Consider the following 21,807-nt stretch of genomic DNA (forward strand, 5'->3'; position numbering starts at 1 on the left):
CATAACCTGCCCCGGCATGGGGGCAGAGTTACGAATCCTGGGTAACCTCAAGCGGAACTGCTAACAACGTAATGGGGAGGAATTTCGGCCGTCTTAGCCGATCTGCGGGCCCAAAAAGCGCGTGGCCAGCTGGGCGAAGACCTCAGGATCGCCGGTGGATTCGAAGGAATGGACCGGTTGATTGCCCTCCGGGGCGAGCATGTCCATTTCCGTGAGCAGGCGCATGACGTCCTTCGTGGTCTCCTCTGAGGAGGTCACCAGGGAAACATTTTCGCCCATGGCGAGCTGGATGATGCCGGTAAGCAGCGGGTAGTGCGTGCACCCCAGCACCAAGGTGTCCACTCCCTGCGCCTGCAGGGGCGCGAGGTAGCCCTCGGCGACGCCGAGGATCTGGCGGCCCGCGGTAATCCCGCGCTCGACAAAGGGCACGAAGTCCGGGCAGGCGGCGGCTACCGCCTCAACATTGGGGTTGACTGCGAAAAGGTCCTGGTATGCACCGGATTTGATGGTGCCCTCGGTGCCGATAACGCCAATTTTGCCATTGCGCGTGGTGGACATGGCGCGGCGCACGGCCGGGTGGATGACCTCCACGATGGGGATATCGTAGCGCTCGCGGGCATCGTGCAGGAACGCCGCGGTGGCGGTATTGCAGGCGATGACTAGCATCTTGCAGCCGCGTTCTACCAGCTTATCGGCGATGTCCTGGGAAAAAGCCCGCACCTGTGAGATGGGCCGCGGTCCGTAGGGGCCGTGGGCGGTATCACCCATATAGATAACGGATTCTTGCGGCAGCTGCTCCATCACCGCGCGGGCCACGGTCAGCCCGCCGACGCCCGAGTCAAAGATGCCGATGGGAGACGATGCGTTTGGCATTATTTCCTCCCTACCTTTGCCGGATCATCGGAAGTGATGAACATGCCGGCCAGTACGCCTCCCAGAGCACCGAAGAGGTGGCCTTGCCAGCTAATGCCCTCGGCGACGGGCAGCACGCCCCAAATCAGCCCGGAATAAGAAAAGCCCAGGATAATGCCCAAAAGAATCTGCAGCAGGGAGCGATTGAAGACGCCGCGCACCACGAGGTAGGCCAGCCAACCATAGACCAGCCCGGACGCGCCGATATGCGAGGTACCGGCCCCGCCCAAGAACCACGTTCCAAGGCCCGCTACCACGGTGGTGATCAAGGTGACCTCCCACCACACCCTGCGCCCGGACAAGCCAATGAGGAAGCAAAACAGGGCACCCGGCAACGAGTTGGACATCAAGTGCTCCAGGCTGCCGTGCAAGAGCGGCGCCGTGATAATGCCCCACAGGCCATCCACGTCGAGCGGGCGGATGCCGTAATTGGACAGCCCGCCGCCGAAGACGACGGCGTTGATGAGGTGGACCGACCACTCCACCGCAAGGAAACCCAATGCCAGGGATAGGCCGGTGCTGATTCGGCCGCGGCCGCGATTGTTCGTGCTGGTCGGCACCGGCTGATTACGCGAAGTTCCACCCATAGTCATAATGGGCAATATCTTAGCCGAGCAAGTCGCGATACGCGCGAAGCCCCAGGCCAGGGCGTGCGGCGGTGACCGCGGTGACGATGGCCTCCTCCACCACGTCGGCTGCCGCAGCGCACAGCTGGATCTTGTCCACCTCGGCGGGTTCCTGCGCCGTCGACAAGGCGAAAATGGTATCTCCGTCCAGCGGCGAATGCGCGGGCCGAACGGCGCGCGCAATCCCGTCGTGGGCCGTCATGGCGAGGCGTTGGGCTTGGGCGGTGGTAACGGGGGCATCGGTAAGCACCGCGCCAATCGTCGTATTCAGCTTCGCGGCAGCGTGCGGCAGGTCGCGGTAGGCGTCCGCGTTGACCGGCGTGCGGCCCGGCGCGCCGTAGAGGCGGCCGGAGTGCGGGTCGATGACCTCGCCCACGGGATTGGCCACCATCGCGGCGCTGACCTCGTAGTTTCCCACCTTGCGGGTGGCCAGGCCGAAGCCGCCGCGCAGCTTGCCCGCCGTAGCGCCCACGCCCGCGCCGACCGTGCCCACCGTGTCGTCGTGGCCGGCCATTGCCGCCCGCAGCGCCGCCGCGCCATCCTCCGGCCCAGGGCGAGAGGGGCCCGCCAGCAGATCGAAAATCACCGCCGCCGGCACAATGGGCACGCGCGGGCCGGGCTTGTCCTCGCCAAAGACGGGGAAACCCACCCCGTGCGCTTCCAATTCGCGCATGACGCCATCCGCGGCGGCCAAGCCAAAGGCGGACCCGCCCGCGAGCACGATCGCATGGACGCGCTCGACGGTATTGTGCGGCTGCAACAGATCGGTCTCGCGCGTGCCGGGCCCGCCGCCGCGCACATCCACGCTGGCTAGCGCGCCCTTCGGGCCGCAGTAGAGCACGGTGGCACCAGTGTCCTCGGCGGAAAAATGGCCAATGCTAATGCCGTCAATCATTAATCCATCAACACTTCCAGCAGGGAATCCTGGCAATAGGCCAGCCATTCCACCAAGGTATCGCGGTCCGTCATGAGGTTTTCGTCGGTCGCGTCCCCAGCCGCGACGTATAAGCGCAGATCATTGAGCCCCGCCACGAAGGCTTGGGCTTCCTGCTCCGAAATGGAGACCTCTACCCCGCCGGTGGGGCCCAGCGCATTGCCGATGACCTGCAGGTTCTGCAGCTTCGCCCGCGCGATGTCGTTTTCGTGCAGCGAGCGCAAGAGGGAGGCGTCGCCGTCGTATTCCTCATCGCCGGGCTTTTGGAAGTCCGGGAACAGCCGCGCCAGGGAGGGATCCTCGGGGGCCTCGGTATGGCCGGTGGGCATGTCCAGCATTTCCGCGAGCTCATCCTTCGGCGCGGACTGGGCGCGGCCGATGATCGCCTCAGAGACGGTGGCGGTGAGGTTGCCGATGACTTCGCGCTCCATGGGCTCGAATACCGCCGTGATTTTGGGCCCGCGCATGAGCGATTTCTTCTTTTTCCACGGTTGCATCTATCTACCCTGCCTGTTGCATTGTCGCCCACAGACCCGCGATCTGGAGCTTTTTAACGTCCGCCTCAACCTTGTCCTTCTCACCGCTGGACACGGCGGCCTTGCCTTCCGTGTGGACCTGCATCATCAGCTCGTTGGCCCGCTTTTTGTCGTAGCCCAAAACGGTTTGGAATACGTAGGACACGTAGCTCATCAAGTTGACGGGATCGTCCCAGACGATGCACATCCACGGCAGGTTCTCGCTCGCGGCCACATCAACTTCGATTCCTTCATCCAAGTCGGGCGTGGCCATGGGAGAGCTCATACGGACTTCGGGGTGTTGCGGCTTCATGCCTTATAGCCTAATCATTTTTCGCTGGCATTTCGGGCATTGGGTCTCCCCGCAGCTCACCAGGGTGGAGGCCCGGGTATGCTGAAAGCTTCTTAACCTGTGAGTAGTATCAGGCTCATGAATGACATAGCACGCCCTATCGATCGCTCCACCGCCTTGCTCACGGATAAATACGAGCTCACCATGCTGCAAGCCGCGCTTCGCGATGGCACCGCCCACCGCAACGTGACCTGCGAGGTCTTTTCCCGCCGCCTGCCCAATGAGCGTCGCTACGGCGTCGTCGCCGGCACCGACCGCGTGCTGCGCGCGGTGGAGGACTTCCGCTTCTCCCCCGAGCAGCTGGAACAGATGGATTTCCTGGATGAAGATACCCGCCAGTACCTGCGTGACTGGCGCTTTTCCGGGCAGATCGACGGCTACCGCGAAGGCGAGCTGTACTTTCCCAACTCACCCATTTTGACGGTGCGCGGCACCTTTGGTGAGTGCGTGGTGCTAGAAACCATCGTGCTGTCCATTTTGAATGCCGATTCCGCCGTCGCCTCTGCCGCATCCCGCATGGTCACCGCCGCCGATGGCCGCCCCATTTTGGAGATGGGCAGCCGCCGCACCCACGAGTACGCGGCCGTGACCGCCGCCCGCGCTGCTTACCTCGCCGGTTTTACCGCCACCTCCAACCTGGAGGCAGGCTTCCGCTACGGCATCCCGGTATCTGGTACCGCCGCCCACGCCTGGACCTTGGCGCATACGAACCCGGATGGCACGAGCAATGAGGAGGCGGCCTTCCGCGCGCAGATCGATACTCTGGGCATCGATACCACCCTGCTGGTGGATACGTATGACATCACCAAGGGCGTCGAGACCGCGGTCAAGGTCGGTGGTCCGGAGCTTGGCGGGGTGCGCATCGATTCCGGTGACCTGGGTGCGGTGACCCGCCGCGTGCGCAAGCAGCTCGATGAGCTGGGCAATCACAATACCAATATCGTTGTCTCGTCCGATTTGGACGAGTTTGCCATTGCGGGTCTGCGCGGCGATCCCGTCGATGTCTACGGCGTGGGCACCTCCGTGGTCACCGGATCCGGTGCCCCGACCGCGGGCATGGTCTACAAGGTCGTCGAGGTCGACGGGGTCCCGGTGGCCAAGCGCTCGTCGTCCAAGCAATCGGTGGGCGGGGCCAAGCGCGCGCTGCGCACCTACCGGTCTTCCGGCGTCGCGGTAGAAGAGGTCGTGTACCCCTTCGCCGCGCAGGCGCCGGATACGGGCCAGCTCACCACCCGCGAGTTGACCATCCCCTTGATGCGCGATGGGCACATCGTGGAGGATCTGCCCGATTTGGAGGCCTCTCGCACCTACTTGGACGAGGCCCGCAAGACCCTGCCGTGGGAGGGCCTGGCGCTTTCGCGCGATGACGCCGCCGTGCCCACGCGAATGGTGGGCTTTAAGGACTAGGTCGCTAGACTGTGTGGGGTGAGTGACCCTGCAGATGAGCCCCTAAACCACGACACGGAAACGCTGCTAGGCGCGGCGGTGGATGCGCTCGGCGGCTCCCGCCGCGAGGGCCAGGTTCGCATGGCCAACGCGGTATCCAAGGCCTTGGAAACCGAGCGCCACCTCGCCGTCCAGGCGGGCACGGGTACGGGTAAATCCCTGGCCTACCTGGTTCCGGCCATCCGGCATGCGATGAACTCGGGTTCCACCGTCGTCGTCTCCACGGCCACGCTGGCCCTGCAGCGCCAGTTGGTGGAGCGCGACCTCCCGCGGCTGACGGAGGCGCTAGCCGATGTCATGGAGCGCACCCCCACCTTCGCCATCATGAAGGGCCGCAATAATTACGTGTGCCTGAATAAGATCGCGGCCACACCGGATGACCCGGAGGCTCTAATCGATGAATCCGATATCTCCTACCGCGGCAAGGCCGTGCGCCGCATCCACGACTGGGCGCAGGAGACAGAGACCGGTGACCGGGACGATTTAGAGTTCGGCGTGCCGGATTTGGTGTGGCGGGCGGTATCGGTGACTTCGAATGAGTGCTTGGGGGCTGGGCGCTGCCCGCACGGTGCGGATTGCTTCGCCGAAGAGGCCCGCCGGGCGGCTGCCGATGTCGATATTATCGTCACCAACCACGCCATGCTCGCCATCGACGCCATCTCTGAGGCCAATATTCTGCCCGAACACGATGTGGCGATCATCGATGAGGCCCACGAGCTCGATGGGCGCATTACCTCCGTCTCCACGGCGGAGATTACCTCCCGCGCCATTAAGATGGCGGCGAACCGGGCTAAGTCATTGGGCAATGCCGGTAACCTGGCGGAGTTGGCGGATGAATTCGATGATCTGCTGCGCGTGCAGGAGCCCGGCCGGTGGACGGATTTGGATGAGACGTCCCAGGCGCACTTGCGCGCGCTTGCCGACGAGTTCCTGCGCGTTAAATCCCTCATCTCCCGCGCCCCAGAAGGCGAGGCTAACGATGACCCAGAAAAGAACGCCGAGCGCCAAAACCTAAGCAATCACCTCACGGACCTGGCCGAGGCAATCGGGAGGATCTTGGAGGTCTTCGCCACCGATGACCCTGCCGCGCAGGACGATGTCGTGTGGCTGGAGGGCACCGATACACTCGCCGTCGCGCCGTTGTCTATCGCGCATATGCTGCGCGAGAACCTATTTGGGGAGCAAACGGTCGTACTCACCTCGGCCACGCTGGCCCTAGGCGGGCGATTCGACGCCATGGCAGCACAATGGGGCCTACCGTCCGGCACGTATGACACGCTCGATGCGGGAACGCCCTTTGACCCGGCGAAATCCGGCATCTTATATACCGCCAAACACCTCCCGGCGCCGGGGCGCGACGGCCTGTCCTCCGAAACCCTAGAGGAAATATACGAGCTCATCATGGCCGCCGGCGGGCGCACGCTGGGGCTATTCTCCTCGCGTAGGGCGGCGGAAGAGGCTGCGGAGGCCTTGGCGCCGCGGTTGCCGTTTGATTTGTATGTGCAGGGCGAAGACGCCATCGGCACGCTGGTGGACAAGTTCTCCACGAAGGAAAACTCCTGCCTGTTTGGCACCTTAACCCTCTGGCAAGGCGTGGACGTTCCGGGGCCGTCGTGCTCGCTGGTCCTCATTGACCGCATCCCCTTCCCGCGGCCCGATAACCCGCTGCTGCAGGCCAGATCCCAGGCAGCCGACGCCGCCGGCCGCTCCGGGTTTATGGAGGTCTCCGCCAATCACGCGGCCCTCCTCATGGCGCAGGGATCCGGGCGGCTGTTGCGCCACGTAACGGACCGCGGGGTCGTCGCCGTGCTGGATAACCGGCTGGAATACAAGCGCTACGGCGCATTCCTCAAAGCATCCATGCCGCAGTTCTGGCAAACCACGAACCCGGAGACGGTGCGCGGGGCGCTTAAGCGATTGGTCGCCGCAGCGCACACACGGTAGCCGAGTCGGGGGCGATCTCGGTAAACCCGGCATCGATGATGACCACCGCCTCTTCCTGCGCGCAGGCGGTGCCAAATAACTCCGCGTCCACCTCGCGGACGGAAAGCGGGAAACCTTCTGCCGCCCAGGCGGCGGCTTCCTCTTGGCTCATAGCCGCGGCGAGCATCATCGAACCGTGGCCCACTTGAGCGGCGGCCTTGCCCGCGGTCATGGCGAGGCTGCGGTCGACGTAGATAATGGGGGCATCGGCAAGCGGAGGCCCTGGCTCGTCCATTGCGAGATCCGTATGACCGATCTGCAGCTTGCTAATCAACGGGTCCACCTCGCCCACTGCCGAGGGCGCAAACGCACGCGCGCGGTCATCAACGGTGACACCAGGCAGTAGCTGCACATCGCGCCACGCCTTATTGCGCGCGCGGCGGGCGATCTTGCGGATGCGGTGGCCGTACCACTGCGCGAGCGCCGCGGCGAAGGCGCCGTCCTCGCCGGCGCGGTCATCTAGGCAGGCGGCCACCACGGCGCGGGCTGCCGCAGTAAGCACCTCGCTGCGCGCTGGAGGATCCTGCTTGGGGAGGTGGAGGGCTATCTGCATCGCTTGCACGGTGGACGGGTCCGCTGGGTCCTCGTGGGAATCGCGGGCCGTGCAGGCGGCGACGAGGCGCTGGTGGGCTATCTCGAACTTAGTCATCGGCAATCCCCAGCATCGGTAGGACGGCGTCGAGGCGGCGCGGGGTGATGCAAGCATCGGCGGTCTCGCGCAACGCTGGCTTCGCGTCAAAGGCAACACCCAACCCGGCAGCGGTGACCATGGCGATGTCATTAGCGCCATCGCCCACCGCGACGGTGGACTCCATGCCGATTCCGGAATCGGCGGCGAATTCGCGCAAGAAATCCTCCTTCGCCTGGCGGTCGACCACCTGCCCAATCACCTTGCCGGTCAACTTCCCATCGCGGATTTCCAAGGTATTAGCCCGCACGTAGTCGAGCTGGAGGTCTGTGGCCAAGCCCTCGAGAACTTGAATAAAGCCACCCGAGACCACGGCGGTGCGGTGACCCAAACGGTGGAGGGTACCGATCGCTTCCTTAGCGCCAGGTGTCAGCTCGATATCGCGGGCAACCTCATCGATGATGGAGGCATCTAGGCCCTCCAGCACCGCGACGCGCTCGCGTAGGGACTCCTCGAAGTCCAATTCGCCGCGCATGGCGCGCTCGGTCACCGCGGCCACTTCTGCTTCCTTGCCCGCGTGGGCGGCGAGCATCTCGATGACCTCGCCTTCAATCAGCGTCGAATCGCAGTCGAAGCACACCAAGCGCTTGCCGCGATTGCCCAAGCTCTCGAGGGAGATATCGATACCACGTTCAACGGCGACTTGCCGCAGCTCCCGCCGCGCCGCGGTGGCATCTTCGAGTGCCACGGTAAGTTCCACCGCGAAAAGGGAATCCAGCGCTATCCGGCGCATGCGAAACGTCTCCCCTTTCACGGTCTCCTGCACCGCGCTAATGTCCTCGGCGGTAATATCCGCGCCGATGAGCGCGACGGCATAGCTTGGCGCAACGGACACCTCGTGCCCGAAGGGTGTCATGGCCTCGCGCACTCGTTCTTCTAGGCCAGCGTTACCGCACTGCGCGGTGAGGGTGAGGTGATTGGAGGCGGTGGCGAGGTGGACATCGGCAAGCGGGTCAGGAAAATCAGCCAACGCGGTAAGGAAAGCGGCGGCCGCCCCCGGAACATCTGGTCCGAGGCTAGTAATGATCGTGGTATCAGTTTGAATATTCACAACGACCATTATCCCACACACGCCAAAGCCGCCCTCCCTACCTCTGAGAAGCTGGGGAAGGCGGCTGTAGTCAGGAGTTAAAGTGCGGGCTTAGTGCTTGCCTACGTGAGCTTCCTCGCGCATGCGCTCAACCATGTGCGGGTAGTGCAGCTCGAATGCCGGACGCTCGGAGCGGATGCGTGGCAGGGAGACGAAGTTGTGGCTTGGAGGCGGGCAGGAGGTTGCCCACTCCAAGGAGTTGCCGTAGCCCCATGGGTCGTCCACGGTAACGACCTCACCGTAGCGCCAAGACTTGAATACGTTCCAGACCAGCGGGATAACGGAGGCACCGAGAACGAAGGAGAAGATGGTGGAAATCTGGTTGAAGACCGTGAAGCCATCGGACTCTAGGTAGTCGGCGTAGCGACGTGGCATACCCATGTTGCCGACCCAGTGCTGAATCAGGAAGGTGCCGTGGAAGCCGATGAAGGTCAGCCAGAAGTGAATCTTGCCTAGGCGCTCGTCCAGCATGCGGCCGGTCATCTTCGGGAACCAGAAGTACAGGCCACCGAATGCGGAGAACACAACCGTACCGAACAGGGTGTAGTGGAAGTGCGCAATCAGGAAGTAGGACTCAGCCAAGTGGAAGTCCAGCGCCGGAGAAGCGAGCATAACACCGGTCATACCACCGAAGAGGAAGGTAGCCATGAAGCCCATGACCCAAATCATCGGGGTATCCCAGGTGATGTGGCCCTTCCACATGGTGCCGACCCAGTTGAAGAACTTCACACCGGTAGGCACCGCAATCAGGAACGTCATGAACGAGAAGAACGGCAGCAGGATGGCGCCGGTGACGAACAAGTGGTGTGCCCACACGGCCATGGACAGCGAGCCGATAGCCAGGATGGCGAAGACCAGGCCGATGTAGCCGAAGACCGGCTTGCGGGAGAAGACCGGGACAATCTCGGAGACAACGCCGAAGAACGGCAGCGCGAGGACGTAGACCTCGGGGTGGCCGAAGAACCAGAACAGGTGCTGCCACAGGATGGCACCGCCGTTAGCGGAATCGTAGATGTGGCCGCCCAGCTTGCGGTCATACAGCACGCCCAAGGCGGCTGCGGTCAGCAGCGGGAAGATCATCAGCACGATGGCGGAGGCGGTGAAGACGCCCCAGCAGAAGACCGGCATGCGGAACATAGTCATGCCCGGTGCGCGCAGGGTCAAGATGGTGGTGATCATGTTGATGGCGGAGGCAATGGTACCGACACCGGTAGCGCCCACACCGACGATCCACATATCGGCGCCGATGCCGGGGGTGTGTACGCCATCGGCAAGCGGCATGTACATGGTCCAGCCGAAGTCAGCCGCACCACCAGGGGTGATAAAGCCAAGCAGCATGACGATACCGCCGAGCAGGGTCACCCAGAAACCAAAGGCGTTCAGACGCGGGAAGGCCACGTCCGGCGCGCCAATCTGGAGGGGCAGGATGTAGTTACCAAAGCCCCAGACAACTGGCGTAGCAAACAGCAGCAGCATCACGGTGCCGTGCATGGTGAACAGCTGGTTGAACTGCTCATTGGACAGGAACTGCAGACCCGGGGTGAAAAGCTCCGCACGGATCAGCAATGCCATAAAGCCACCGAGGAAGAAGAAGCTGAAGGCCATGATCAAGTACATGATGCCCAGCTGCTTGTGGTCGGTGGTGGTTAAAAATACCCAAGCCTTTGAACCGGTCTTTTCCCTACCGGTCGGCTCTGGACGTGTGGGAGCGACGTAATCGTCGACCCGTGGCGCCACAGCGGTCATAGAATCCTCCTGAATAACAAAGTGTCAGCGGACCGGGTCCACCTACACCTAGGTTTACTTCGATTATATTAGGACATTTTCCCCTGTTCTTGCCAGCTTCTCTTAAAGGTCTTTCAGCTTGGGGGTACCCCCCCAATAACCACAACCGTCACATACCCCCAGCACGTGGGGCGGGCATCATTTAAGGTTTACATTCTTTGGGCTAGGTATGGGTGTCGCATGTCACAGCGGTTGCGAGATATGCAGGTCAAAAACCGGAAAACGCACCCCCGCTCGTTATCAACCTTTCGGTTGAGTGTGAAGCGAAGGTGCGCGGGGACTAGGAACGGCTAGAAGTCCCAGTCATCATCCGTGGTGTCCTCGGCCTTGCCGATGACATAGGACGAACCCGAGCCGGAGAAGAAGTCGTGATTCTCGTCGGCGTTGGGCGAAAGAGAGGACAGGATAGCCGGCGAGACGCGGGTCTCATCGGCCGGGAAGAGGCCCTCAAAGCCCAGGTTATTCAGGGCCTTGTTGGCGTTATAGCGCAAGAAGCGCTTGACGTCTTCGGTCCAGCCCAGCTCGTCGTAGAGATCCTCGGTGTAGTCGATCTCGTTGTCATAGAGCTCGAAGGCCAGATCGAAGGTATAGTCCTTCAATTCCTCTTGCCGCTTTTCATCCAGCTTCTTGTATTCCTGCTGGAACTTATAGCCAATGTAGTAGCCGTGCACGGCTTCGTCGCGGATGATCAGCCGGATGATATCGGCAGTATTGGTCAGCTTCGCGCGGGAAGAGAAGTACATCGGCAGATAGAAGCCGGAGTAGAACAAGAAGGACTCGAGCAGCGTGGAGGCCACCTTCTTCTTCAACGGGTCATCACCGTTGTAGTAGGCCAGGATGATCTTGGCCTTCTTCTGCAGGTTCTCGTTTTCCTCGGACCAGCGGAAGGCATCATTGATCATCGGGGTGGAAGCCAAGGTCATAAAGATATTGGAATAGGACTTGGCGTGCACCGACTCCATGAAGGCGATATTGGTATATACCGCCTCCTCGTGCAGGGTCTGCGAATCCGGAAGCAAGGAGATCGCACCGACTGTGCCCTGGATGGTATCCAGCAGCGTCAGGCCGGTAAAGACCCGCATGGTGGTTTCTTTTTCTTTTTCCGTCAGCGTCTTCCAGCTGGGGAGATCATTAGAGACTGGGACCTTTTCCGGGAGCCAGAAGTTACCGGTCAACCGCTCCCATACCTCGAGGTCTTTGTCATCGGGGATGGTATTCCAGTTGATAGCTTTTACCGGGCTGTCATGACTAGCAACGTAGTCATCGTATTCGTGCGACACGCGATGTCACTCCAATGCTTCACTGTGTAGAATTTCGAGTCCCAGCATACCCAATGCCGCCCTACCTCATCCCGCCGCACCGCGTCTATAATAAAAGCGCATTACACAGCCAGGAAAGGACGCCCGCGCCATGGCAGAAACCACTCCCCTTTTAGGCCCTGTAGTAGACCAGCTGGGCACGGATATCGTCAGCGGGGACATGGCGGAAGGCACGCGGTTTCGCCTTGGGGACATCGAAAAGCGCTTTGGCATCTCCCGCACCGTGGCGCGCGAGGCCATGCGCACCCTCGAGCACTTAGGGATGGTTTCTTCTGGGCGCCGGGTGGGCCTTAAGGTGCTGCCGCGCAGCAGCTGGGCGGTCTATGATCCCGCCGTCATTTCGTGGCGGCTGGGCCACGATAGAACGCGCGCGGAACAGGTCGCGCGCCTCAACGAGCTGCGCCTTGGCATCGAGCCGGTGGCGGCGCAGCTTGCCGCGCGCAATGCTAGCCCGCAGCAGCGCCGCGAATTGCTGCGGCTAGCAGAAAGGCTCAGCGAGCTCGAGACCACCCCTTCCCCACGGGTAGGCGAAGAACTCGAAACCGACCTGCAATTCCATACCCTCATCCTGGAGGCCTCCGGCAACGAGATGATCGCCGCGTTGGCGCCAGCCTTGCTGGCCATCTTGAAGGGCAAATCCGTCTTTGGTTCCCGCAAGCGGGATCCGATTCGCGGCACGACGCAGCTACATATGGATTTAGCGCGGGAGATCGACGCCGGCGAGGCCGAAGCCGCCGAGCGCACCTCCCGCGCTATCCTGGACCGCGCCCGCACTTAGAGCATGCAGGAAACGCAGCCCTCGATCTCGGTGCCTTCCAGGGCCATCTGGCGCACGCGGATGTAGTACAAGGTCTTAATGCCCTTGCGCCAAGCGTAAATCTGTGCCTTATTCACGTCGCGGGTGGTGGCGGTGTCCTTGAAGAACAGCGTCAGCGATAGCCCCTGGTCCACGTACTTGGTGGCCTCAGCGTAGGTATCAACGATCTTCTCGTAACCAATCTCGTACGAGTCCTTGAAGTACTCCAAGTTGTCGTTATCCATATGCGATGCCGGGTAGTACACGCGGCCAATCTTGCCTTCCTTGCGGATTTCAATCTTGGAGGCAATCGGGTGGATCGACGAGGTGGAATTGTTGATATAGGAAATCGAGCCCGTCGGCGGCACCGCCTGCAGGTTGCGGTTGTAGAGGCCGTGCTTGGCGACGTCCTCCTTCAACTCCGCCCAGTCCTCTGCGGTGGGGGTGTAGATAGAGGAGGCATCGAAAAGAGCCTTGACCTTTTCGGTGCGCGGCTGGAACTCCGCCGGATCATAGGAATCAAAGAACTCGCCGCTGGCGTAATCGGATTCGGGGAACTCGGTGAAGGTCGTGCCGCGCTCGCGGGCGATCTTATTAGAAGCGCGCAGGGCGGCGTACATGATGGCCGCGAAGTAGGCGTTAGTAAAGTCCAAGCCCTCTTCGGAGCCGTACTCGATGTGCTCACGGCCCAAGTAACCGTGCAGGTTCATCTGGCCCAAGCCGATGGCGTGCGAGTCATCGTTGCCCTTGCGCACGGACGGGACGGAATCGATGGAGGTCTTATCCGCCACCGAGGTTAGACCGCGAATCGCGGTTTCCACCGTTTGGGAGAAGTCCGGCGAATCCATGGTCATGGCGATATTCAGCGAACCCAGGTTGCAGGAAATATCGTTACCCACCTGGTCATAAGAAAGATCCGCATTGAGCTCGGAAGCGGAGTTGACCTGCAAGATCTCCGAGCACAGGTTGGACATGTTGATCCGGGAGGTCTTAACCGGGTTGGCGCGGTTCACCGTATCCTCAAACATCATGTACGGATAGCCGGACTCGAACTGCAGCTCTGCCACGGTTTGAAAGAAGTGGCGCGCGTTGATCTTCTTCTTCCGGATGCGCGGGTCCTCGACCATTTCTTCGTAGTGCTCGGTAATGGAGATATCGCCGAAGGCCTTGCCGTAGACGCGCTCGACGTCGTACGGCGAGAACAGGTACATATCGTCGTTGTTCTTGGCCAGCTCGAAGGTGATATCAGGGATCACCACGCCCAAGGACAGGGTCTTAATGCGAATCTTTTCATCCGCGTTCTCGCGCTTGGTGTCGAGGAAGTTCATGATGTCCGGGTGATGGGCGTTGAGGTACACCGCGCCCGCACCCTGGCGTGCACCCAGCTGATTGGCGTAGGAGAATGCATCCTCCAGCATCTTCATCACCGGAATAACGCCGGAAGACTGGTTCTCGATGTGCTTAATCGGCGCGCCGGATTCGCGGATATTAGACAGCAGCAGGGCCACGCCGCCGCCGCGCTTGGACAGCTGCAGCGCAGAGTTGATGGAGCGGCCGATGGATTCCATGTTGTCTTCAATGCGGAGCAGGAAGCAGGAAACCAATTCGCCGCGCTGCTGCTTGCCGGCGTTCAGGAAGGTCGGCGTAGCCGGCTGGAAGCGGCCGGTCATGATCTCATCGACGAGGCGCTCAGCCAGCTCACCATCGCCATCACCAAGGAAAAGCGCCGTCATGGAGACGCGGTCCTCAAAGCGCTCCAAGTACCGGCGGCCGTCGAAGGTCTTCAGCGTATAGCTGGTGTAGTACTTATAGGCGCCAAGGAAGGACTTGAAGCGGAACTTATAAGAGTAGGCGCGCTTGAATAGGGACTTGATGAACTCGAAGTCATAAGCCTCAATGACCGCTGGGTCATAGTACTTATTGCGCACCAGGTAATCGATCTTTTCTTCCAAGTCGTGGAAGTAGACCGTGTTCTGGTTAACGTGCTGCAAGAAGAACTGATTGGCGGCCTCGCGGTCCTTATCAAATTGAATCTTGCCGTCTCCGTCGTAGAGATTCAGCATGGCATTGAGCGCGTGGTAATCCAGCTGCTCTTCCTGCGATACTGGCTCTGCTACGGTCTTTCCCAATTGCGTACTCACAGCTGACGCGGCCTTTCTTAAAATCAGGATTCTATTAAGTGTGTCGCACCGCGGCTAGGCTGCCTCATCCAGTCCCAACTGGGAAGCATTAGCCAGCAGGCCTTCGCGACAAATTTTTATATCTTCATCGTTGCCGAGCAATTCGAAACGATACACATAAGGCACCTTACATTTGGCGCTGATAACGTCACCAGCTTTGCCAAAATCGGCGCCGAAGTTGCTATTTCCGCCGGCGATTACCGCTCTGATAAAACTGCGGTTGTGCTCATTATTTAAGAATCTAATTACCTGCACCGGTACGGGCCGGGAGTTTTGGTGACTTATGGAGGCTCCCCCGCCGTAGGTGGGACACACCAAGACGTAAGGCTCATTGACCACTAGCGGCTCATCAGTGCGGCGCAGGGGGATTCGTGCGCTAGGAAAACCTAGCTTCTGCACGAACCGGTGCGTATTTTCCGTAGTAGAGGAAAAATACACGACCAACATGACGGCACCTCCCTCCTCGGCTGCTTACGCAGAGGCGGCAAGCGCTGCGAGGTTCTTGATGCGGTCAGGGCGGAAGCCCGACCAGTGCTCGCCGTTTGCTTCCACGACGGGTGCCTGGACGTAGCCCAAAGCCATAATGTAGTCACGGGCCTCATCGTCCACGGTGACATCTACCACGTTGTAATCCAGGCCCGCGCGGTCAAGGGCCTTCTTGGTGGCGTTGCACTGAACGCAGGCAGGCTTGGTGTAGACGGTGATAGACATAATAACTCCCTAAAATCCTTTTGCGAGATAGCTTTTGCTCTTAAAAAGCGGAGGTTCTGACCCCTTTTCAGGCCACTTCCTGCACCGCTCTGAGCGACACCAACGACACTATACTTTGGGGGAATTGACCGCAACTGACACAACATATAGTAGTTACATCCATGATATTCCCAGGAGGGCCTGGGGTCAGACCCCACATGTTGACCACCGCGGCACCCAACCGTGAAACTACACGCCTGCCATTCCTGCAGGTTTACCTTCTGTTCACCTAAACATGTGGCAAAGTTCACATTCTGGCGTCGAACCGTAGAAAACGAAAAGTCCGCCCCGCTCCGAACACTCGGAGGAGGCGGACTTCCTTAAGTTTCAATTAACCCTGACGAGCCTTGAAACGGGGATCCTTCTTGTTGATCACGAAGACCTTACCGTGGCGGCGAATAACCTGGGCGCCCGGCTTCTTCTTCAGCGACCGAAGGGACTTACGGACCTTCATCGGGCGCTCCTTTCGTTATGCGCAATCTACATGCGGTTGAGTAAATAAAGCACGGACTGGGAATCCCCAGCCATGACACGAGGAATAATTTTACCTCACGCGGCCATTAAGACCAAAACACTAGGGCTTAATGGGGTGCGGATTCCCGTGAGTAACGGGTTTTCATCTCCTCGCCTACCTCATCCAGGCTACGTCCCATAGTCTCTGGCACCAAAATGCGGGTGTAGCCGATGGCTATGAGCCCCAGTACGCCGAAGACGCCAAAGGCCACCGGGCCGGTGAGCCACTCCACCAGCGGCAGGAAGTACTGGGCCACGGCCCAGTTGGTGGCCCACAGCGAGAGCCCGGCGATGCCCATGCCCAAGCCGCGTACCTGCAGGGGCACGAGCTCCGAGATGAGCAACCAGGTCGTCGGCGAGACCGCCGCTTGCTGGAAGGCAATAAACGAGGCCATAAATACCAGCGAGACCATCGCCATCGTGGTGGAATCGGCGGCGTGCGAGTATGCCACGGACAAGATGAATAGCGAAATCACGTTGCCGGTCAGGCCGATGAGCAGCAGGCGCTTGCGGCCGATGCGGTCGACCACCTTGAGGCCCACCCAACAGGCGATAACGGATACCACGCCAATGACAATCGAGGTATAGACCGAGTTGGTGGTAGAAATGCCAACCTGGCTCATCATGGTGGGAGCGAAGTAGACGATGGCATTAACGCCGGTGATCTGCTGGGTCAGGCCCATCAGCATGGCGAGCAATACCGTCACCTGCATCCAGCGATTGGCCTTCAGCGCCTTCCACTCGGAGCCGCTGGAGCGGCGCGCCGTTTCCTGGGAGGTAAGCTCCGCCAGGTCCATCCCGGCGCGGCCTGCGACCTCACGGGCCCGCGACATCTTATTGTGCGTGGCAAGCCAGACTGGGGTCTCTGGCAAGAAGAGCATGCCCACGGCGAGGGCCGCGCCCGGTACGGCCGCAAGCCCCAGCATCCATTCCCAACTTTCCGTGGGCGCGAGGGCCGAGTTGACCAAGTAAGCCAACAACTGGCCTACCACGATCAACAGGGTATTCAGGGAGACCATACGCCCGCGGATCTTGGCCGGCACCATCTCTGAGATATACATGGGCGAAACAATGGATACCGCACCAACGGCAAAGCCTAGGAAGGTACGGGCCGTGGCCAGCATGGTCACCGACCCCGCCAGCGCACACCAGATGGAGCCCAAAACAAAGATGATGCCGCCGGCGATCAGCGTAAAGCGGCGGCCAAACCGGTCCGCAATGCGGCCTGCGGTCAAAGCACCCACTGCGGCACCCACCAGCAGCATGGAGGTTACCCACCCCTCTTGGTGGGCTGTCATATTAAATTCCGGGGTGATATACAGCAAAGCACCGGACATCACGCCGGTGTCATAACCAAATAATAAACCGCCAAGGGCGGCAATTGCTGCAACTACCTTGACATAACTTTCTTTATTCACAGCACGCAATTGTGTCAGGAGACTACGATGAACGTCATGTCACCCGATGCCGAAAACTTGCAACAATCCATCATAAAACAGCTGGATGTACGCCCCTTTATCGATCCAGAAGAGGAAATTGCCCGCCGCGTAGATTTCCTCGTGGAATACTTGGAAACGACCCATGCCAAAGGCTACGTGCTGGGCATTTCCGGCGGCCAGGATTCCACCCTGGCGGGAAAGCTCACCCAGCTGGCAGTAGAGCGGGTAGAAGGCGCCGAATTTTGGGCCGTGCGCCTGCCCCACGGCACGCAGGCGGATGAGGACGATGCCCAGATCGCCCTCGATTTCATCCGCCCCGATCACCGGCTCACCGTTGATATTCAACCGGCCACCGCAGCGCTGAGCCACGAGGTCGCCCGTGCGGTGAACCAGGATTCCTTGAACGATTTCAATCGCGGCAATGCCAAGGCGCGCCTGCGCATGACCGCGCAATATGCCATCGCCGGCGAGGTGGGCGCGCTGGTTGTGGGCACGGATCACGCAGCGGAAAACGTCACCGCGTTCTACACCAAGTGGGGCGATGGCGCGGCAGACCTACTCCCCCTGGCCGGGCTAAATAAGCGCCAAGGCGCGGCATTGCTCAAGCACTTAGGTGCGCCAGAGTCCACGTGGTCCAAGGTCCCCACCGCGGATTTAGAAGACGATAAGCCGCAGCTTCCCGATGAAGAGGCGCTCGGCGTCACCTACGCCCACATCGATGACTACTTAGAGGGCAAGGCGGTTCCCGATGCCGCCCGCGAGCGCATCGAGACCCTGTGGCACCGCGGCATCCACAAGCGCCAGATGCCGCAAGGGCCAACCGCCTAAGCCAGCGCCTCTAGCGTGGCGAGTGCCGCGCGCTCCAGCGGCCGGTTATAGGCCGAGCCGTGGGTCAGCGCGTGCACAGCTAGTGGGTGCAGTTGATGCATGGGAATCCAGGTTTCAATATCTTTCGGCGCCCCATAGCCGCGGAAGATTTCCTCTATATAGGGCGCGCCGAATAGCGCCAACATGCCCAAATCAGTGTGCGGATGCCCGCCGTGAGCTGCGGGATCGATCATGATGCCACCCTGGGCATCGAAAAGCAGGTTGCCTGCCCACAGGTCACCGTGGATGCGCGCAGGCGCCACATCCCAGCTGCGGGCGGCAATCGCATCGCAAGCCCGCTTAACCAAGTCCCTTTGCGCAGTACTGATTCCGGCCGGCTCCGCAAACGGCAGCACGCGCTGCTGGGCATAGAATTCACCCCAGTTATCGGTGGGCGTGCACTCCTGTTCAATGGTGCCGATGAAGTTTCTTCCTTCCCACCCCTCCGGCGCGCTGCCAAAAGCCGGCGCCCCAGCACGGTGCACGCGCGCAAGCTCCGCACCAAATTTTCGCGCTGCCTCTGCAGTGGGCGCTACCTCGTTGATGCGTTCTGTAACGATTTCCTTGTCGTCGGCGCTAATTACTGTGGCTACCGCATCCGTGGCTTCACCCAACCACCGGAGGCCGGCAGCCTCAGCACCAGCTTGGTCTTTATCGCGTACTTGCTTAGCAAAGGTCTGCATATTGACCAGCATAACTACTTCGGTAGCACACCAGGTTGGGCCGGAAAACTTAGAATTACATGCCTCGCACTTTAATTGACAAAGTTTTTCAGTTAGTTAATTGGCCCACTGCGAATTAAGATGCTGTACATAAATAATTTACCGAATGGTAAATTCTCTCTCGAATTGAAAAGGATAACTATGGTCGGAATTAACGGCATTAAGAGAAAGTTCGTCGGTGGTCTCCTCGCGCTTGGTGCTGCCTTGACGATGGCCCAGTCTGCCAACGCAGCAGAACCCCACGGCAAGGAAATGGTCACTTTCGGCGACTCTTTCTCCGCTAACGGCGGTGCCCCTGGGGATCGCGCAGCGGTCAGCCCTTTCTCCGCTTCTACTCCCCTACCGAACACGTGCAGTAACGACAAGCACAACTGGGCACATCAAACTGCCCGGAATCTCGGTCACAGCCTGGCGGACTACACGTGCAACGGAACCAGCTATTGGGTAGCTGCCTTCGTCGAACACGCAGTCCGCTCTGGGAATATTGGCCCCGATACGAAGGAAGTCACCTTCATGTATGGCGGCCTGCAGCCTGGCACCTATGTCGATGCACTGGCTAACGCCGCCGCCCCAAATATCCCTAAGGGCTCGAGCTACCGCGGATTGCTGAACGCGCAATTCAGTAAAATTCGATCCGTGGCCCCGAATGCACGCATCACGATGGTCAACTACGTTCCAATGACGGTTAATGACACCCTCTGTGTGGTCAATGACGACCGGATGCAGCTGCCACTGTCCATCCCAGGTGTTACTCGCGCAGAAGAAGAGTTCAACCGCGAAATCGGACGTGCCGCAGACTCCCTTGGCGTGAACTTCATCGATCTTCACAACCAAGCAAAAACGCACGATCCTTGCCAGCCGGACACCAACCACCGGTGGGCAGTCATTGCTCAGACCCCGACGGCCCCTTCCGTGATGCCAATGCACCCAACTGATGTTGGACACACAGGAATGGCAGGTATTATTACGAATGGCCTAAGGAACTAGGCCTCACCTCCCCTATTCCCAGAAAGTAAACTCGGAGTAAAAGTGAAGCGTATTAATAAGCTCGCCGCGGCTGCCACTTTCATTACAGCACTTGCGGGCACGAGCACCGTTGCCACAGCTGCAGTCCCAGGAAACACCGTTCTCGTTGGTGACAGTATTGTAGCCAACCCAACCGTCGCTGACCATGCGCTGAACAAGGCGCATAAAACGGCCAATACCGGAGTGGGCTGCGTTACCGATAATGCCATTGCCACTGAGATGAGCAATGTTTCCGGTGCACACGTTGACCAGTACCAATGCGCAGGTGCTTCTTTAGCCACTGGAGGCGTTCACGTCGATAACTCTCTCCGCAAGGCAGCAGAAGACGGCAACCTTAACCACGAGACCAAAAATGTCGTTATCGTTGCCGGCGCTAATGACACCTACCCCCACAAAACGGATATCGCAGCCTCCGACCGCGCGATTCGCGGTGGTCTCCGCAGCGCACTCGATGTAGCCCACCAGCACGCACCGAATGCCAAGGTGACTGTCGTAGGTTACCCGCACGTGACCCGCGGCAACTCCACTTGCCTGACCTCTTCGATCATTCCCCTACCCATCGCAGCCGTCTCTGACACAGAACAGCGCCTCCAAAACACCCTGCGCGAAGTGTCCGAGCAAAACGGCGCAACCTTCTTAGATGCACAGCCCATGTCTGAAGGACATGACATGTGCTCGCCAGACCGCTGGTGGGTTAACCTCGTTGACCCAGTACCACCAGCTCCCGGCAACCTACCACTGCACCTTAATGCCCACGGCACCGCAGCTTATGGCCAGTTTATCGGCCACGCTCTGCAGTAAGTAGAAAGAAATTATCCCGCATAATTTTAAACTATGCGGGATATTTTTATGAGTTTTTCTGGTTAGTGGTTATTGATCCAATCGATACCTGCCTGAAATTCCGCCCCACCGTACTGCATATGGGCAAGTTGTCCGCGTAGCAGGTTTATATTATCCATTGCGCCATGGTGAGAGGCCTCACCTACGATCTGCTGCAAAGGCAGCTTGCCGTGTGCTGCGTCCACCTCCATGGACGGGGATACCAATCCCAGGTAATCCTCTGGGTAGTTACAAATAATATCCTGCGGGTTGCAAACCTCGAACACGTCAGACCCCAGTTCGCCGTACCCACCGTCGAGGTGGCCTAGAACGCCGGTCGCATTGGACATGTCATCGTGATATTGCGCAGCACCATTGCCACCCTGGTACGGGTTGGCATAGAGGGCTGCAGATGCAAACCTTTCTTTATCAAGTGGTCCGCGCCCGTGCGCCGCATCGTTAATGATGCGTGCGGAAATATCTGCTCCCTCGGAATAGCCGACCAAGGAAATCTTGCTATTTGGGCAGTCATTCTGGATTTGCTGAATCTTAGCTGCGGTGCGGTTATATCCTTCGTTAGAAGAGTCAGAATATTTCGACACGGCAAATGGGAAGGCCTGGTAGCCCACAAAGGTGGCATTCGTATCCGGCTGGAGTCCGAGCGTAACGCCCATCTGTCCGGTAATTAGACCGTGCGGAACATCCGAAGGTGCTGACGGAATAGTATTCGCTCCGCCAGGAACAAAAACAACCTGCTGGTTAGCACACGTCGGAGCGGACATTGGGTTCCCAGGAATCGCCGCAGTGGCGGCGGGAGCAGAAAGTGCAAGTGCAGCTGCAGAGATTGCGCCAGCAGCCGCAGCTTTCACAGTAAAATTCATATAATTTCCCATTTTCAAAAGGTTCCGGCGGTTTGCACGGGTTACATTACATGAGTCTTAGTTAACAGGCGACACCCCAACGCACTGTGGCCTAAACGACAGGATGTGTTGGTGAAGTTATATGTTTAGCCGGTCTGGCGTGCTGGTATTAGGATTATTTCACT

At 59.9% G+C, this 21,807-nt stretch carries 22 protein-coding genes; 6 read left to right on the plus strand and 16 right to left on the minus strand.

Annotated features, from left to right (window positions below):
• Positions 1-93 precede the first annotated feature (93 nt).
• The 5 genes from murI to clpS are packed head-to-tail and all read right to left on the minus strand — an operon-like array spanning position 94 to position 3,300.
• A complete protein-coding gene (murI, locus tag ABRP87_RS09755; protein ID WP_023023703.1) occupies positions 94-873 on the minus strand; it encodes a glutamate racemase in 780 nt (259 codons plus the stop codon).
• The gene (locus tag ABRP87_RS09760) at positions 873-1,505 is read right to left on the minus strand and encodes a rhomboid family intramembrane serine protease (RefSeq protein WP_349868581.1); all 633 of its coding nucleotides are present in this window, start codon (positions 1,503-1,505) and stop codon (positions 873-875) included. Before ABRP87_RS09760 ends, murI begins: the two co-directional genes overlap by 1 nt.
• Positions 1,506-1,518: 13 nt before the next feature.
• Positions 1,519-2,433, minus strand: a complete 915-nt coding sequence (locus ABRP87_RS09765; protein ID WP_239269903.1) for a P1 family peptidase — start codon at positions 2,431-2,433, stop codon at positions 1,519-1,521.
• On the minus strand, positions 2,433-2,969 hold the full coding sequence (locus ABRP87_RS09770; protein ID WP_005277760.1) for a DUF2017 domain-containing protein: 537 nt from the start codon (positions 2,967-2,969) through the stop codon (positions 2,433-2,435). The genes ABRP87_RS09765 and ABRP87_RS09770 overlap by 1 nt, the downstream gene beginning before the upstream one ends.
• Before the next feature lie 4 nt (positions 2,970-2,973).
• Entirely contained in the window at positions 2,974-3,300 is a 327-nt protein-coding gene (clpS, locus tag ABRP87_RS09775; protein ID WP_005277757.1) for an ATP-dependent Clp protease adapter ClpS, read from the minus strand.
• Between the two features lie 117 nt (positions 3,301-3,417).
• Between clpS and ABRP87_RS09780 the strand changes: the two genes are divergently transcribed.
• Both ABRP87_RS09780 and ABRP87_RS09785 read left to right on the plus strand, forming a co-directional pair.
• Positions 3,418-4,746: a nicotinate phosphoribosyltransferase gene (locus tag ABRP87_RS09780; RefSeq protein WP_284869618.1), complete on the plus strand. Its 1,329-nt coding sequence runs from the start codon at positions 3,418-3,420 to the stop codon at positions 4,744-4,746.
• An 18-nt stretch (positions 4,747-4,764) separates the two neighbouring features.
• Positions 4,765-6,729 (plus strand): ATP-dependent DNA helicase, encoded by a 1,965-nt coding sequence (locus ABRP87_RS09785; protein WP_349863590.1) that lies wholly within the window; start codon positions 4,765-4,767, stop codon positions 6,727-6,729.
• Here ABRP87_RS09785 and ABRP87_RS09790 read toward each other — a convergent pair.
• The 4 genes from ABRP87_RS09790 to nrdF all read right to left on the minus strand — a co-directional run bounded on the left by ABRP87_RS09790 (position 6,695) and on the right by nrdF (position 11,611).
• Positions 6,695-7,417 (minus strand): peptidyl-tRNA hydrolase, encoded by a 723-nt coding sequence (locus tag ABRP87_RS09790; RefSeq protein WP_284869622.1) that lies wholly within the window; start codon positions 7,415-7,417, stop codon positions 6,695-6,697. The genes ABRP87_RS09785 and ABRP87_RS09790 overlap by 35 nt on opposite strands.
• Complete coding sequence (gene serB, locus ABRP87_RS09795; RefSeq protein WP_349863594.1) at positions 7,410-8,516, minus strand: phosphoserine phosphatase SerB; 1,107 nt, start codon at positions 8,514-8,516, stop codon at positions 7,410-7,412. Before serB ends, ABRP87_RS09790 begins: the two co-directional genes overlap by 8 nt.
• Before the next feature lie 81 nt (positions 8,517-8,597).
• Positions 8,598-10,292 (minus strand): aa3-type cytochrome oxidase subunit I, encoded by a 1,695-nt coding sequence (gene ctaD / locus ABRP87_RS09800; RefSeq protein WP_239269909.1) that lies wholly within the window; start codon positions 10,290-10,292, stop codon positions 8,598-8,600.
• A 329-nt stretch (positions 10,293-10,621) separates the two neighbouring features.
• Positions 10,622-11,611 carry a class 1b ribonucleoside-diphosphate reductase subunit beta gene (nrdF, locus tag ABRP87_RS09805; RefSeq protein WP_239269910.1) on the minus strand — a complete coding sequence of 330 codons (990 nt, stop codon included), beginning with the start codon at positions 11,609-11,611 and terminating at the stop codon, positions 10,622-10,624.
• Positions 11,612-11,741: 130 nt separating this feature from the next.
• On the opposite strand from nrdF, the gene ABRP87_RS09810 reads away from it, so the two are divergent.
• A complete protein-coding gene (locus ABRP87_RS09810) occupies positions 11,742-12,428 on the plus strand; it encodes a FadR/GntR family transcriptional regulator (RefSeq protein WP_239269911.1) in 687 nt (228 codons plus the stop codon).
• Here the strand turns inward: ABRP87_RS09810 and nrdE are convergent.
• The 5 genes from nrdE to ABRP87_RS09835 all read right to left on the minus strand — a co-directional run bounded on the left by nrdE (position 12,425) and on the right by ABRP87_RS09835 (position 17,307).
• A complete protein-coding gene (gene nrdE, locus ABRP87_RS09815; protein WP_239269912.1) occupies positions 12,425-14,587 on the minus strand; it encodes a class 1b ribonucleoside-diphosphate reductase subunit alpha in 2,163 nt (720 codons plus the stop codon). The genes ABRP87_RS09810 and nrdE overlap by 4 nt on opposite strands.
• A 54-nt stretch (positions 14,588-14,641) precedes the next feature.
• Complete coding sequence (gene nrdI, locus ABRP87_RS09820) at positions 14,642-15,073, minus strand: class Ib ribonucleoside-diphosphate reductase assembly flavoprotein NrdI (protein WP_239269913.1); 432 nt, start codon at positions 15,071-15,073, stop codon at positions 14,642-14,644.
• Between the two features lie 24 nt (positions 15,074-15,097).
• Positions 15,098-15,337 (minus strand): glutaredoxin-like protein NrdH, encoded by a 240-nt coding sequence (nrdH, locus tag ABRP87_RS09825; protein ID WP_005284554.1) that lies wholly within the window; start codon positions 15,335-15,337, stop codon positions 15,098-15,100.
• A 370-nt stretch (positions 15,338-15,707) separates the two neighbouring features.
• Entirely contained in the window at positions 15,708-15,830 is a 123-nt protein-coding gene (gene ykgO / locus ABRP87_RS09830) for a type B 50S ribosomal protein L36 (RefSeq protein ID WP_003847162.1), read from the minus strand.
• A 127-nt stretch (positions 15,831-15,957) separates the two neighbouring features.
• Positions 15,958-17,307 carry a sugar porter family MFS transporter gene (locus tag ABRP87_RS09835; RefSeq protein ID WP_023023726.1) on the minus strand — a complete coding sequence of 450 codons (1,350 nt, stop codon included), beginning with the start codon at positions 17,305-17,307 and terminating at the stop codon, positions 15,958-15,960.
• A 27-nt stretch (positions 17,308-17,334) separates the two neighbouring features.
• On the opposite strand from ABRP87_RS09835, the gene nadE reads away from it, so the two are divergent.
• Positions 17,335-18,156: an NAD(+) synthase gene (gene nadE / locus ABRP87_RS09840; RefSeq protein WP_239269914.1), complete on the plus strand. Its 822-nt coding sequence runs from the start codon at positions 17,335-17,337 to the stop codon at positions 18,154-18,156.
• On the opposite strand, the gene ABRP87_RS09845 is transcribed toward nadE, so the two are convergent.
• Entirely contained in the window at positions 18,153-18,890 is a 738-nt protein-coding gene (locus tag ABRP87_RS09845; protein ID WP_239269915.1) for a fructosamine kinase family protein, read from the minus strand. The two genes, nadE and ABRP87_RS09845, sit on opposite strands and share 4 nt — an antisense overlap.
• A gap of 168 nt (positions 18,891-19,058) precedes the next feature.
• Between ABRP87_RS09845 and ABRP87_RS09850 the strand changes: the two genes are divergently transcribed.
• Together ABRP87_RS09850 and ABRP87_RS09855 are read left to right on the plus strand one after the other, a co-directional pair.
• Positions 19,059-19,904, plus strand: coding sequence for a GDSL-type esterase/lipase family protein (locus ABRP87_RS09850; protein WP_239269916.1), 846 nt, complete (start codon positions 19,059-19,061; stop codon positions 19,902-19,904).
• A 42-nt stretch (positions 19,905-19,946) separates the two neighbouring features.
• Positions 19,947-20,744 (plus strand): GDSL-type esterase/lipase family protein, encoded by a 798-nt coding sequence (locus ABRP87_RS09855; protein ID WP_239269917.1) that lies wholly within the window; start codon positions 19,947-19,949, stop codon positions 20,742-20,744.
• A 62-nt stretch (positions 20,745-20,806) separates the two neighbouring features.
• On the opposite strand, the gene ABRP87_RS09860 is transcribed toward ABRP87_RS09855, so the two are convergent.
• On the minus strand, positions 20,807-21,436 hold the full coding sequence (locus ABRP87_RS09860; protein ID WP_349868584.1) for a cutinase family protein: 630 nt from the start codon (positions 21,434-21,436) through the stop codon (positions 20,807-20,809).
• Positions 21,437-21,807: the final 371 nt, after the last annotated feature.

The sequence above is a fragment of the Corynebacterium sp. KPL2830 genome (assembly GCF_040225635.1).
In the GTDB taxonomy this organism is placed as follows: domain Bacteria; phylum Actinomycetota; class Actinomycetes; order Mycobacteriales; family Mycobacteriaceae; genus Corynebacterium.

Excerpts from the sequence above, each read along its gene's own strand:
- murI (WP_023023703.1), bottom strand. The coding sequence starts at position 873 with ATGCCAAACGCATCGTCTCCCATCGGCATCTTTGACTCGGGCGTCGGC.
- ABRP87_RS09760 (WP_349868581.1), bottom strand. The coding sequence starts at position 1,505 with ATGACTATGGGTGGAACTTCGCGTAATCAGCCGGTGCCGACCAGCACG.
- ABRP87_RS09765 (WP_239269903.1), bottom strand. The coding sequence starts at position 2,433 with ATGATTGACGGCATTAGCATTGGCCATTTTTCCGCCGAGGACACTGGT.
- ABRP87_RS09770 (WP_005277760.1), bottom strand. The coding sequence starts at position 2,969 with ATGCAACCGTGGAAAAAGAAGAAATCGCTCATGCGCGGGCCCAAAATC.
- clpS (WP_005277757.1), bottom strand. The coding sequence starts at position 3,300 with ATGAAGCCGCAACACCCCGAAGTCCGTATGAGCTCTCCCATGGCCACG.
- ABRP87_RS09780 (WP_284869618.1), top strand. The coding sequence starts at position 3,418 with ATGAATGACATAGCACGCCCTATCGATCGCTCCACCGCCTTGCTCACG.
- ABRP87_RS09790 (WP_284869622.1), bottom strand. The coding sequence starts at position 7,417 with ATGACTAAGTTCGAGATAGCCCACCAGCGCCTCGTCGCCGCCTGCACG.
- serB (WP_349863594.1), bottom strand. The coding sequence starts at position 8,516 with ATGGTCGTTGTGAATATTCAAACTGATACCACGATCATTACTAGCCTC.
- ctaD (WP_239269909.1), bottom strand. The coding sequence starts at position 10,292 with ATGACCGCTGTGGCGCCACGGGTCGACGATTACGTCGCTCCCACACGT.
- ABRP87_RS09810 (WP_239269911.1), top strand. The coding sequence starts at position 11,742 with ATGGCAGAAACCACTCCCCTTTTAGGCCCTGTAGTAGACCAGCTGGGC.
- nrdI (WP_239269913.1), bottom strand. The coding sequence starts at position 15,073 with ATGTTGGTCGTGTATTTTTCCTCTACTACGGAAAATACGCACCGGTTC.
- nrdH (WP_005284554.1), bottom strand. The coding sequence starts at position 15,337 with ATGTCTATCACCGTCTACACCAAGCCTGCCTGCGTTCAGTGCAACGCC.
- ykgO (WP_003847162.1), bottom strand. The coding sequence starts at position 15,830 with ATGAAGGTCCGTAAGTCCCTTCGGTCGCTGAAGAAGAAGCCGGGCGCC.
- nadE (WP_239269914.1), top strand. The coding sequence starts at position 17,335 with ATGAACGTCATGTCACCCGATGCCGAAAACTTGCAACAATCCATCATA.
- ABRP87_RS09845 (WP_239269915.1), bottom strand. The coding sequence starts at position 18,890 with ATGCTGGTCAATATGCAGACCTTTGCTAAGCAAGTACGCGATAAAGAC.
- ABRP87_RS09850 (WP_239269916.1), top strand. The coding sequence starts at position 19,059 with ATGGTCGGAATTAACGGCATTAAGAGAAAGTTCGTCGGTGGTCTCCTC.
- ABRP87_RS09860 (WP_349868584.1), bottom strand. The coding sequence starts at position 21,436 with ATGGGCGTTACGCTCGGACTCCAGCCGGATACGAATGCCACCTTTGTG.